Origin of the sequence: Shinella sp. SUS2 (assembly GCF_001262505.1) — a bacterium.
Classification (GTDB): domain Bacteria; phylum Pseudomonadota; class Alphaproteobacteria; order Rhizobiales; family Rhizobiaceae; genus Shinella.
This window is the reverse complement of record NZ_KQ410773.1, coordinates 1-11,825: the sequence shown is the minus strand read 5'-3', so window position 1 is coordinate 11,825 and position 11,825 is coordinate 1. Positions and strand designations below refer to the sequence as shown.

Annotated in this window: 11 protein-coding genes; 9 read left to right on the top strand and 2 right to left on the bottom strand. The window is 58.9% G+C overall.

What is annotated here, in order from left to right; translation table 11 throughout:
• The first annotated feature begins 429 nt into the window (after positions 1 to 429).
• Together AKG11_RS31985 and AKG11_RS31980 are read left to right on the top strand one after the other, a co-directional pair.
• Positions 430 to 609, top strand: coding sequence for a hypothetical protein (locus tag AKG11_RS31985; protein ID WP_156334204.1), 180 nt, complete (start codon positions 430 to 432; stop codon positions 607 to 609).
• Positions 584 to 2,176, top strand: a complete 1,593-nt coding sequence (locus AKG11_RS31980; protein WP_050746915.1) for an AAA family ATPase — start codon at positions 584 to 586, stop codon at positions 2,174 to 2,176. The genes AKG11_RS31985 and AKG11_RS31980 overlap by 26 nt, the downstream gene beginning before the upstream one ends.
• Before the next feature lie 167 nt (positions 2,177 to 2,343).
• Here AKG11_RS31980 and AKG11_RS31975 read toward each other — a convergent pair whose 3' ends face one another.
• Both AKG11_RS31975 and AKG11_RS31970 read right to left on the bottom strand, forming a co-directional pair.
• Positions 2,344 to 2,853, bottom strand: coding sequence for a TIR domain-containing protein (locus tag AKG11_RS31975; protein ID WP_050746914.1), 510 nt, complete (start codon positions 2,851 to 2,853; stop codon positions 2,344 to 2,346).
• 2 nt (positions 2,854 to 2,855) lie between these two features.
• Positions 2,856 to 3,722, bottom strand: coding sequence for a DUF4231 domain-containing protein (locus AKG11_RS31970; protein ID WP_050746913.1), 867 nt, complete (start codon positions 3,720 to 3,722; stop codon positions 2,856 to 2,858).
• Positions 3,723 to 3,978: 256 nt separating this feature from the next.
• Here AKG11_RS31970 and AKG11_RS31965 point away from each other — a divergent pair, with 256 nt between their 5' ends.
• The 7 genes from AKG11_RS31965 to AKG11_RS31930 all read left to right on the top strand — a co-directional run.
• Complete coding sequence (locus tag AKG11_RS31965; RefSeq protein ID WP_050746912.1) at positions 3,979 to 5,232, top strand: hypothetical protein; 1,254 nt, start codon at positions 3,979 to 3,981, stop codon at positions 5,230 to 5,232.
• Positions 5,233 to 5,485: 253 nt separating this feature from the next.
• Positions 5,486 to 5,884, top strand: a complete 399-nt coding sequence (locus tag AKG11_RS31960) for a hypothetical protein (protein ID WP_050746911.1) — start codon at positions 5,486 to 5,488, stop codon at positions 5,882 to 5,884.
• Positions 5,869 to 6,807, top strand: a complete 939-nt coding sequence (locus tag AKG11_RS34940) for a hypothetical protein (protein WP_050746910.1) — start codon at positions 5,869 to 5,871, stop codon at positions 6,805 to 6,807. The genes AKG11_RS31960 and AKG11_RS34940 overlap by 16 nt, the downstream gene beginning before the upstream one ends.
• On the top strand, positions 6,797 to 7,579 hold the full coding sequence (locus tag AKG11_RS31950) for a head maturation protease, ClpP-related (protein WP_050746909.1): 783 nt from the start codon (positions 6,797 to 6,799) through the stop codon (positions 7,577 to 7,579). The genes AKG11_RS34940 and AKG11_RS31950 overlap by 11 nt, the downstream gene beginning before the upstream one ends.
• A 424-nt stretch (positions 7,580 to 8,003) precedes the next feature.
• Positions 8,004 to 8,270, top strand: a complete 267-nt coding sequence (locus AKG11_RS31940; RefSeq protein WP_050746907.1) for a phage tail assembly protein — start codon at positions 8,004 to 8,006, stop codon at positions 8,268 to 8,270.
• 123 nt (positions 8,271 to 8,393) lie between these two features.
• Complete coding sequence (locus tag AKG11_RS31935; protein WP_197284055.1) at positions 8,394 to 10,796, top strand: phage tail tape measure protein; 2,403 nt, start codon at positions 8,394 to 8,396, stop codon at positions 10,794 to 10,796.
• A 1-nt stretch (position 10,797) separates the two neighbouring features.
• On the top strand, positions 10,798 to 11,825 hold a 1,028-nt coding region (locus tag AKG11_RS31930; protein ID WP_050746906.1), incomplete at its 3' end, for a phage late control D family protein.

The window sequence follows — 11,825 nt, the reverse complement described above, 5'->3', positions numbered from 1 at the left end:
TTCGCCCACATTCGCCTGATCACAAGGCGACTTGCAAGGTACCGATATCGTTGAAGGCTTTTCGAGTCAGACTCTTAAATTAAAAAGCTCTCGGGCCAATTGCCCGAGAGCTTCGAAATCAACCATCGAATAGTTTGCTGACTAGCAGCTTGAGTCCTTCAACAATCAACCTTGAAATCAAATTTTCAAATATACGTCTTATCATGCTATAGTTCCTTATTGTTCTTATTGGTAACCATCAATTGATTACAACTTAAGTATATCAAGATACGAGGTGGATGTCACTATTTTTCTACAGTGGCTCAAGCAAAACGACATCATCCCGCTGGCACGAGTCGGCGAAATAACCATGGGGAACCAATGCAAATCATATCTATCAGACCCGCTCCTCCTGGGAGCGGGAAGCTTGTCGCTCGCCTAGATGTCCAGATGGACGGCCTGCGGCTCTACAACCTCTCCCTAAAGCAGACCGGTTGCGGGCCGCGCGTCTTTGCGCCGTCCGCCTTCGGTAGCGCCGTCGCCACCTTCACCCACGAAATCAACGCGGCGCTGGTTGCGCTGGCCATGGGAGAGTTAGACCGTAATGGCATCGATCTTAAAGCAGCTTGAGACCAACATCGAAGAACTACGGGGAACGCCCGCCCCACGTGCCAGCGAAGCCGACAGCCGCGAGGCGCTTGTCTTCGGGATAAATGATCGCCTCGTGAATCACGGCCATGCCACGGTGAACGTTGTTCTGGCGCCAGCGCTGCCGGACGGCTCCCCTGACTTCGGCCACGCCGACCCCGCGAACCTCGAGCCGCTGCCGGCTGATGAGTGGCCGGAAGATCCGCAGGACGCAAAACGCGTAAGCATTCTCGTCGATCAGATTGACGGCTGCTCCCCCGAAACGTCCATGATGCTGTTTTTCACGGACTTTGGCGACCCCGTGCTGGAGCAGATTGCGGGCCCGGAGGCTGATGGCGACATTGCAATGCGGATCATTGGCCGGGATATCGGCGCTCGCCCACCAGAACGCAAGCCCACGCCGTTGTCGGAATCGATGGCGAAGCTGGCTAAAGACCTCTTCCCAACGGACGCTCCCGTCGCGGCGAATGACAACAAACCCGGCGCGCTTCGCCTCATCAATCCGGCCGACTGGTATGGCCGCCCCGTTCCGACCCGCGAATGGTATGCTGAAGACCTCATCCCAAACCGCCAGGTCACAATCGTCAATGGTGATGGCGGCGTAGGGAAATCGCTTCTTTCACTCCAGATCGCCGCGGCGGGCTCGATGTGTGTTGACACGCTCGATATAGGTCCTGCTGCCGGCCGAGTCCTCTACGTTGGCGCGGAAGACGAAGAAGATGAATTCTGGCGCCGCCTTGACGATATCACAGTTGCGCATGGCCGTAGCCTTCGGCACCTTTCTGACTTTCGCCTCATTCCGCTGGCTGACCGGGACGCGTTGCTTGTGGTGCCAGACAAGGCCGGCAACATGAAACCGACGCCGTTGATGGAAAAGGTCATCGAGGCCGCCGCCGACTTCCGGCCGCGGCTCATCGTGCTTGACACCGCGGCCGATCTTTACGGTGGCGACGAAATCAAGCGTGGCCAGGTCCGGCAATTCATCAGTGCTCTGCGGCAGATCGCAATCGGGTTTGATTGCGCCGTGGTGCTTCTGGCTCACCCGTCGCTTCAGGGCATGCAGTCCGGCACAGGCTCGTCGGGCTCGACTGCATGGAACAACAGTGTTCGCAGCCGCCTATACCTCACGGCCGATAAGGACGACCCCGACCTTCGCATCCTGTCGACGATGAAGGCAAACTACGGGCGGAAGGGCGGAGAGATCAAACTGCGCTGGAAAGACGGGGCGTTCGTATTGGACGATGGAAAACCAACGGCAGCGTCGGTGCTCGTTCAAGCACAAGCTGAACGCGTATTTCGTGATGCTCTATCCTCTATCAATCGGACTGGCGACCGCGTCGCCAGAACCAAGGGAGTGAATTATGCGCCGAAGATTATCGCGGCGCGCCCAGAAGCCAGTGGCGTCACCGTGAAAGCGCTCGAAGCCGCCATGCACACCATGCTTTCGTCCGGTGAGGTAAAGGTCGTGATGGAGGGGCCGCCTTCGAAGTCGCGCCAGCGACTTGTCCTGGCATCGGAAGACTTCGGTTCCGGCAGGCACGCCGCGTAGGCTACCACCCCCGTTCCACCCTAGTACCACCCCTATACCACCCCTATACCACCCCCCTGTTCCTTCCACCCCCTATAACCCCCTGGGGGGTGGAACACCCACCCCCGGCTGGGACCGGGGTGGAATTCCACGCCCTGACTTGCTGTCGATGAAATCGCTGTTGGGGCTTAAAGACCCATCGCTCGGTACTGTTCAGCAGTATACTGCCTCCAACCGTCTTGCCGCTCTGTCAATGGAAGCCTACGAAATTCATTAGGCCAATTATCTAAAGCGTACTTTATTGCTCTCATCTTGAAGGGAACATGCACGACACACTTATCGCGAAGAATGGGAGGACAACGATCGTCCTGCCTGCGGCTCTCGTTCAAGTTCGCAACGATGATCGGAAGTCCCAGCGACAATGCGAGGTCGAGTTCCCATCGAACGAACCGGTATAGGTTCTTGGTTTTCTCGCCCACCAACACAATTACGGCGGAAGACTTTTGCATTCGCGCGCGAAGATTTCGTTTCACGTAATCTTCACCTTGGGCGCGACTTGTCATGCTGTCTAAGTCGTGAGCGTTGGAAAAGTTGAAGTCCATGCGATCATTGGCGTTCCAACCCTTCATGTAAGCGTAGGCCCACTTATCCTCGTCGCCATCAAAGACGATGTAGGAGGGATCCGAATGTGATGTCATCTTCAGGCTCCCTGTTGCTGACGGGCGGACCACTGGGTATGCTCACGGGAGAAGGCCAACTCAGCTTCATTGATCGCTGCGGAGAACGACGCATTCGTCCGCGCGTCGCGTATCAGCACTTCGGTGAGCCCGATTTCTTGGGCGGTTAGGCTATAGGCCGCGGCGAGTTCATTGAATTTTTTTATCTGCGTCCAACCAATGGCTGCAGATGCGAACACAACTAGCGGCTCAGTCGGCCATCCTATGTTAGACGGATCGACAATCCTGGTTAAAATGAAAAACAATCCCAGGGCGTAGGCTACAAGCGAAATCCAAAACCAGATTGAAGCAGCCCTCTTATTGGACTTTGCTTTCATTTCGTACCATACGCGCTGCTCAGACACTCGGTTTTTTAGATAATATTCTCTGCGCTGCTCAAGACCAAACTCACGGATAGTTTGCATCTCGTTGGGCAGCTGTTCTCCACTTGCAGAAAGCCCGCCCAGAGCATCGCTTACGGCGTGGTTCATCTTCAAAACATCTCTGACAAGGTGCTGAAAATCACGCCGTGCATCTATTGCCTTGTCATCATCAAATGGCTCGGCTCTCATGGCAAACCGCCAACTTAGGGTCTTAACCGACTCGGCCAGCGCCCGCGCCTGATACCAAGTCTTCTCCGGCTTTTTGACTGAGCGATACGCCATCAAGGCCATAGGAACCACAAACGCGACTGCGTACGCAATGTAGAAGGTTCGCGTGTCACTCCAGCCGAGCGAGAAGAACGCGGCAACCAACAGGAAAAAGTACTCGCCTCGAACGAGCCACAGGAATTTTCTCTGGCTTTCGTTTGAGGCTTGGTCGGCACCGATGAAAAGAACCGGATACTTCATGCTTTTCTCCCGCATAAATTGATACTAGCAGCAGCCCTTTGCTGTCGCACGTATAAGTGCATCGTTATCCACAAGGCGACCTATAGGGGAATGCGGAATGCGCTCCACTCATAGGAATCCGCTTTTGTCAATAGAGAAAGCTTGACAAATTTGTAAAGCGGTACTACTATCCAACAATCGGCGAAATGCTGCCGATTCCGCTTGCGCAAAGACCGAGAACCGGCGGCGCCACATTCTTCCAAACATCGGGAAACTCATGACCTTTATTCGCAGCAAAGCTGTGCCCGTCGGGCACCGGCTCTACACGTGTGTCGCCACCGTCCGCGCGTGGGGCAAGAGCGGCCCGCATGATGCCGGTCGCGAAAGCTACGACTCCCACGGCTGGCTCGTCCCGCCCAAGCCCGCTCACATTGAGTGGAAAGACTACGCCCCGCAGCGAATTCGCCCCTTCCGTTCTGCACCTCGCCTCGGTTCGAAGGAGTGGATAGGTTCGCGCATCGCGGCCCGCCTGCCTGGCGTACCCTTCCGGCTTCCTAATGATGGTCCGACCCCTGGCTGGCTCGCAGAGCGCAACGCGGCCGGGACGGCAGACAAGCACGGTCAGCACGCGACCCGCATCGAGCGCTGGATGGTGGAAGAGAAGTCGCCTCTCGTCGTGCCCTTGCGCCTCGTCAAGGAACTGCTGCGTCCTGCCGTCACGGCCGTCAATGACAATCGGCCCGCCGGTGAGAACGAGGACGCTGGCATGGGCGCGGAACGTGTTCATAACCAGGGCTCCATCACGCCATCCGTGCCGATGCTCCTTGCCGCTTACGAGGATGGGATGAGCAACGGCGGCTTCTCGTTCATTGAAGGCAATGTGCTACTCGGCTCAACCAACTGGCGGGGCAAGCTGACCGGCCTAATCTTCCGCAATGGGGAGCTTGTAGCCTACGGCGACTATAAGGGGCGAAAGCGCCGCCCTGCCTACACGGCCGACCCGCTCGGGTTGGTCTACAATGAGAAGTCGGAAACTGAGAAGCATGTCGAAGCACAGCCGGCGGAGGACAAGGCGTACATGCGGCTGAAGTCGGCCTGCACCTATGTATCCGCTCAGTCCCCCAACGCGCCTCGGTCGCTCGCCTCGCCGCCACGGACGGCGCGGGCTGTGGCAAATGACAACGTCCTCGCAACGGCCATTGCCAACACGAAGGTGATGCCCCCCGTCAAGCTGTTGCCCGATGGCGTGGCCGCGGATTACGGCCGTCTCGCCGGAATTTCTGAAATGAAGGGCGTGGGCGGGGCGAGCGCTGGATTGCATGAGGTGCTGACCGAAATGGACCGCGCAGAGAAACTGGCTGCCGCAGGTATCGACGAGGTGGACCTGGAAGTGCTTGATGCGGTCCTTGATGACGCGAGTTTCCGGTCCATCGGCATGCGTTTCGAGCATCCGGAGTCCTCCGCATCGCATGAAGGCCGGAAGATAGTGGAGCGGACGCTGAAAAAAATTTCAGAAAAAATCGCCGCATAATACCAACTCGGTCGATTCTCAGCCCCCTTAGATAAGGGCGTTCTCCGATGTCCCAACTTGGCCCCGTCTCGCACGGGGCTTTTTCTATTCCAGAATCGCCGCCGGTTTATCCTTCTCCCGACGGTCGATCTCCCCGTCGGCGCGTGTCTTCCGCGACGCGGGGCCAGTTTGCAAAAGTCTCGGCCGCAAGGCCGGGGCTTTTTTTACGTCACCTCAAAACCCGTTAAATCTAATAGCTGAAAGGAGCCGCGACATGCCCCGCGCCTCGCCGCACTACCACGACCGCGTTTTCGAGTTCAGCGACATCTGCCGCGTCCTCGACGTCAATGCCGCCAGCCTCGGTAATTGGCTGGCCATCGCAAAGATGCTCATCCCGTTTGGCGAAAAGCGCGGGCACCGACGTATTTTCGATCAACACGAAGTTTTTGTCATCGCCCTATTGGTAGCCCTTCACCGCGCGGGCGTGCCGGTCAACGCCGACGCCATCGGCACCATCATTTCCGCCTCCTACAACCCGGACCCGATCATCCCGGAGCCGGGCGCTCTCCTCACCGTTCGCCAGACTGATACCGCCGGCATCGTGCTGCACGCCGGAACGATTTGGCGCGATGTCGACACAGAACTGAAGGAAATCGAATGTCAAAACTCCTGAACAAACTCCTCGGCAAATCGTCCTCGGCCGACATCGCCGCCGCAATAACCAAAGCCCAGGCCGAGCTCGCTCAGGCCGAAGCTGCGGTAGCTGCAGCAGAAGAGCAATACGAGGCCAACCTCCTCACAGCCGATAAGAAGGCCCTCCGCGCCCTCCTGGACGCGAAGACCGAGGCCAACATCGACTTGGATCAGGCACGCGCTCGCGCCCACCGGCTCGAGCGGGATCATGAAGCGGCACTCGAGGCCGAAGCCGAGTCCAATCGCCAGGCCGCCTACGATCGCGCCAAAGAACTGACGGCTACCGCCCGGAAAAAGCTCGGCGACTATGAGAAGGCGGCCATGGCGATCCGCGACGTTCTGCGCGCCATCGCCGAGGCGGATGTTGCTGTCGAGCTGGCCAATGAGAGCCTGCCGGCTGGGGCCGCTCGTCTTGAGAAGGCAGAGGACGTTCGCTCGGCGCCGAATTTGTACAAAGAGGTCACAAAGGAAGAAACCGTCGAGTTGTGGGCCGCGATCGGCCAGCAATCCGTACCCCTCGAGCACCAGCATCGCGTTCGCGTTGAGCGTGTAGGCAAACGAATCCGAAGCCGCTGGAGCGAGGAAGACTTCGACGAAGGCGGCTGGGAGAAGGGCTACTACTCCACGGATAACGGCGGGACGATCGAGGCTGTGAAACGCCGATTTATCAAGCGCACGTTCTTGCCCGACGAGACGGGCCATTTCGCCGCGCCCCTGGCGCAGAAGGTGGAACTGCCGCCGGCCATCGTAGGCGGCCCCGTCTTCTTTGAACCTGGCAGCTATCATGCGGCCGGCCTCCTGGCTAAGCTTGATCAGCCGCTTCCGCCCCGTCGCGTTCGTCCTGAGCGCAAGGCTGAGATCGAGTATGTCCTCGCCCCCAGGGAGACCGCCCTTGCGTCTTGACCTCTTCGGTGTCGTCGGGGAGGACTTCACCCCGACGATAGTGCGCAATGCACTGCCTAGTTCCGGTGAAGTCCACGTATCGATCAACTCCGGAGGCGGCTATGCCGCTGACGGAGCAACGATCTACAACCTGCTTCACGCACATCCCGGCAAGGTGACAGTAGAGGTCGTGGGCATCGCGGCCAGTGCCGCGAGCCTAATCGCTATGGCCGGTGATTCTATCGTTATGGCGAGTGGCGCCGTGATGATGATCCATGATCCGCTGCAGGTCACTATTGGCAACTCGGCCGATCATGCAAAGACCATTGAGGAACTCGAGGCATATGCGAAGGCATACGCAAGAATCTATTCGCGCCGCGCGGGCATCTCTGAACAGACCGCCCGTTTGGTGATGAAGGCCGAGACTTGGTACGACGGCCCGGAAGCAGTAGCCGCGGGGTTTGCTACCGCAACTGGTACGGCCAAAGCGGCTGCATACGCCATGTATGACTATGAGCGCTACCGGCATGCGACCCAGGCCATGGCGCGGGTCGCGAAATCTCATCCCCATCTGGTTGCCCGGAATGCGGAAGATGTCAAAGCATCATGGGCCAAGGTCGTTGCACGCATGAGCGGCAAAGAGGTCAAGGATCCAAGCCGACTGCAGCACGGCTGGGATAGTGTCGTCGCCGACTTCAACAAGCGCAATGCGCCAAATCTCAGGGACAAACCAGCGGAATTCAGCGGCTGGAGCAAGGTCATCGCCGAGCATAACGCACGGCGCCACTGGTAGCCCCCCCAGGTCAAGGATCGTGTCCTGGTCCGACCGCCAAGCGGAGGCGCAAGCCTCGCCGGTCGAACTTTAGCTAGTTTGAAAACAGGGTAACAAACTGCGGACAGGTAACAAAATGGAGCGGGTTATGGCCGTTACCTACATGAATCAAAGCCAATACGCGGAATACCAGCACGTTAGCCGAAAGACGGTAACTATCTGGAAACAAAAGGGTTTGCTGATTACGGACACTTCCGGCCGCGTGAACGTCGCCGCAACCGACGCGCGCCTGCGCGGTCATTTCGGGCTGTTACCCCGTAACAGAAAACCGTCAGCCTAGGTGTCCGCAGTGTCCGCAGTGTCCGCGATGTCCGCGGACACCTCGCCCCTAAACCCCATCATCCTCGCCCGGCCATCGCGCCGGGTTTTTTCTTAGGAGTACATCATGACCATTTCATACACTCTTCGCGCGCCGATTGAGCACAACGGCACAACCTATTCCACGCTGACCTTCCGTGAGGCCAATACCGGCGACATGATCATCGCCGACAAGTTCGAAGGCCCCAACGGCAAGCTGATCGCCACCTTCGCCTCGATGGCAGACGTGCCGCTTCCGGTATTCAAGCAGGTGCCGATGCGTGACTTCAACAAGATCGCCGTCGCTGTGGCTGATCTCATGGGGGAGGACGAGGAGGTGGATGGCGCGGCGTAGTCGCGCTCATCGCCTCCGAACTGAACACCCCCATCAATGTCATTGAGCAGTGGCCGCCGGAAAAGACCCTCGATTGGTACGAAGCGGCCGTTGAACTCATCAAGCTGAAAAATGGAGGCGGCCGTGGCGAAACGGAACGCTGAACTCGTCCTCTCGCTCACCGACAAGGTGAGCGGCAGGGCGAAGGGTGTCCACGCCGCCCTTGCCAAGCTCCAGATGATGGCGGCCCGCAATGCAGCGGCTCTTGATACGATGCGCGGCCGCATGTTCGACGCCGTGGCAGTCGGCTACACCTTGGCGAGAAGTCTCACCGCTCCCGTGAAGGCAGCCGTGGCTTTTGAGTCCAAGCTGGAAGACATCGGCCAGAAAGCCGACATCCCGCAGAAGCGGCTCGCGGAACTCGGAAAACAGCTTCGCTTGATCGGCCGGCAGACCAACCAGGCCGGCAGCACCATGGCAGAGGGCATGGACACCCTTCTCGGTCTTGGTGCTTCCGAGGGCGACGCGCTCAAGCTTTTGCCCAACATCGGCAAAGCCGCCTTCGCCTATAAGGCGTCCATCACTGACCTGTCGTCGGCCGGGTACGCCGCCCTCGACAACTTGAAGGTTCCTGCCGACCAGTTCAGCAAAGCTTTGGATGCCATGGCCCAGGCTGGCAAGGCTGGGGCGTTCGAGCTCAAAGATATGGCCCAATACTTCCCGGCCCTCGGCGCAGGATATCAGGCTCTCGGCCAGACCGGCGTGCCGGCCGTGGCCGATCTCTCGGCTGCGTTGCAGATCGTCAGAAAGGGTACGGGGGACTCGGCCTCGGCGGCAACGAACCTGTCGAACGTCCTGCAGAAGATAAACGCCCCCCAGACTGTCAAAGCCTTCAAGAAGCTGGGCGTCAACCTTGAGCGCGAACTCAAGAAACGCGCCGAAGCAGGCATGAGCCCGATCGAGGCAATCGCGGATATCACCAACAAGACGTTGAAGGGTGATCTCAGTAAAATTGGTGATCTCTTCGCTGACGCACAGGTTCAGCAGGGCCTGCGGCCCCTCACCCAGAACATGGAAGAGTACCGCCGTATTCGTGCCGAGGCCATGGGTGCGTCCGGTACTGTTGAGGCCGACTTCCAGCGCCGCATGAAGACCTCTGAGGGTGCGCTCTTGCGGATGCAGGCCGCCCTGGAAAACCTTTCGGCTTCCATTGGCGCCACCCTTCTGCCGGGCCTCAATGCCGTCATCGACAAGGTTGCGCCGATTGTCACCGGCATTGCTGACCTCGCAGAGCGCTACCCGGAAGCAACCTCCGCCATTGTCGCCGCCACGGCAGCCTTGGTGGGCTTCAACATTGCCATGACTGCCACGCGGTTCGCGTTTTTGTGGTCGAAGGGCAGCGTCCTCTCCATGGTCATTCCAGTAGCGCGCCTGGCTTCGCACTTCACCACGGCGGCGACGGAAGCGGTTGCGCTTCAGCGGTCCCTCAAAGCGCTCTCCACATCGAAGAACGCGAGCATGGCCGCCATGCTTGATGGGGGGCTCAACGGTGCGGGCCTAACCAAACTCGAAACTGTACGAGCTGCGCTCGGTGGCATGGCAGCGGCCGTGCCGGGCGTAACGGCAATCGGTGGGGCTCTCAGTACAGTTGGTGCTGCACTTGCCACCATCTCCGCGCCGGCATGGTTCGCCATCGGAGCGGGTGTTGCTCTTGTTGCCGGTGCTGGCCTTGCGCTCTGGCAAAACTGGGACCGCATCTCCTCTATCGTGACAGGCGTAGCGCGGGCAATCGGCGAAGAGCTTCAGCCTGCCATCGATTTCCTGTGGCCCGTGCTCGACCCGTTCGCGCAGTCGTTCTCCGCACTGGGGGATGCTGCAAAATGGGCGTGGGAGCAGTTCAAAGAGGCGGCTAGCTGGCTCGGTTCGTTATTCCAGTCGAATGACCTCACGCGTCAACACCAGATGGTCATCGAGGACAATGCCTATGCAGTGACGAGAAAGCTGATCGACGGCTTCAAAGCGCTGAATTCGGCGATGTTCCAGGCCGGCGTCGACATGATCCAGGGCATTATTGACGGGGTTGTCGCGAAAGCTGGCGAACTTCTGGCGTGGTTCACGTCCCTGCCTGACAAGATCAGGGCTGCGATCGGCAGGATCGATCTCAGCAACATCATCTCGTGGCCGAAAATGCCGTCATGGCTTGGAGGCGGCGAAGAGGCTCCTGCACAAAAGCGAGCCGTTGACGGCGCGCGCGCCAAGGGCGGCCCAGTCCGGAGCGGCGGCCTCTATGTCGTCGGCGAGCGCGGCCCGGAACTGTTCTCGCCCGGCGCGTCGGGCATGATCTCGCCGCACGATGCATATCGCGCCGCTGCGGCCGGTTCGTCCGGTGGTGCCGGTCCCTCCGAAATCACCGTCAATGTGACCGTACCCGCCACAATCACAATCTCCGGCGTTGCCGACACGCGCACCGCCATTACTCAAGCAGGCCATGAACTCGGGCGCACCATCAAGCAAGGCGTTGAGGCCGCATGGTCCGGAGGAGCGTAATATGACCAAGCCAATGGTTGAAATCACCGTCGACGGGAAGCCCGTGGCCGGCACGTTTTACAATCGCGTTCTCAACGTCACTGTCACCGACAAGGTGGAGGGTGGCGCTGACACGTTTAGCATTGAGCTGAACGACGGGCCGGAAGCCGGGTTTCTTGCGATCCCCCGCAAAGGTGCATCGGTGCAAATATCCATGGGCTATGAGCATTCGGGCTTGCGGGAAATGGGCGAGTTCGTGGTCGATCAAGTTACGTGCTCCTGTTTTACCTACAAGATGACCATCTCTGGCAAGGCGGCCGACCTCAGAAGCGGCAAGTTCAAGGAGCGGAAAGAGCGGCATTGGGACAACAAATCCGTCAAGGAGATTGTGACGGACCTCGCCGCTGACGTGGGGCTTCCCGCCTCAATTGACGCCGAAGTCGGTGCTCACGTCTATGAGTGGTTCGGGCAGCAAGACCAAAGCCCCGCCGAAGTCCTCGATCTACTTGCTCGTCGCCATGGAGCGCTGTTTAAGGTCAAGGACGGCCGAGTTGTCTTCGCAAAGAAGGGCAGCGCGAATTCTGCCGGGGGAGGTTTTCTTGGAACAATCGTAGTAAGGCCCCCAATGCACATTCAAGGCACTTGCACCTTCGAGGCCAACGACCGGACGAAATATCAGAAGGTTGTTGCATACTACCATGACCGCGACAAAGCAGAGCGGGTGGAGGTCGAGGCGGACTCCTCAGGTGACGGCGACAGCATTTTCCGTATTCCTGAGCCCTATGCTGACGCGGCTGAAGCGGACAAGGCGGCTCAGGCCAAGGCGAATGACCTCAAGACCGGGACGGGTTCGGCGTCGGTCACCTTGATAGGAAACACGGCCGTTATCGCTGGCGCACCGCTGATCTTCGAAGGATTTCGCCCTGGCTTGGATGGCGCTCCGTACGTCATAGACACCGTGACACATACCTTCAGAGGCTGCCTCAAAAAGAGGTGGGTGATTTCAACAGGTTATGATTCCTTCGGATTTGCGAGATTCGATGGAGTTCA

Bases quoted from the DNA above. Each gene is read 5' to 3' on its own strand.
- AKG11_RS34940 (WP_050746910.1), top strand. From the start codon at position 5,869: ATGTCAAAACTCCTGAACAAACTCCTCGGCAAATCGTCCTCGGCCGAC.
- AKG11_RS31975 (WP_050746914.1), bottom strand. From the start codon at position 2,853: ATGACATCACATTCGGATCCCTCCTACATCGTCTTTGATGGCGACGAG.
- AKG11_RS31940 (WP_050746907.1), top strand. From the start codon at position 8,004: ATGACCATTTCATACACTCTTCGCGCGCCGATTGAGCACAACGGCACA.
- AKG11_RS31960 (WP_050746911.1), top strand. From the start codon at position 5,486: ATGCCCCGCGCCTCGCCGCACTACCACGACCGCGTTTTCGAGTTCAGC.
- AKG11_RS31985 (WP_156334204.1), top strand. From the start codon at position 430: ATGGACGGCCTGCGGCTCTACAACCTCTCCCTAAAGCAGACCGGTTGC.
- AKG11_RS31965 (WP_050746912.1), top strand. From the start codon at position 3,979: ATGACCTTTATTCGCAGCAAAGCTGTGCCCGTCGGGCACCGGCTCTAC.
- AKG11_RS31980 (WP_050746915.1), top strand. From the start codon at position 584: ATGGCATCGATCTTAAAGCAGCTTGAGACCAACATCGAAGAACTACGG.
- AKG11_RS31970 (WP_050746913.1), bottom strand. From the start codon at position 3,722: ATGAAGTATCCGGTTCTTTTCATCGGTGCCGACCAAGCCTCAAACGAA.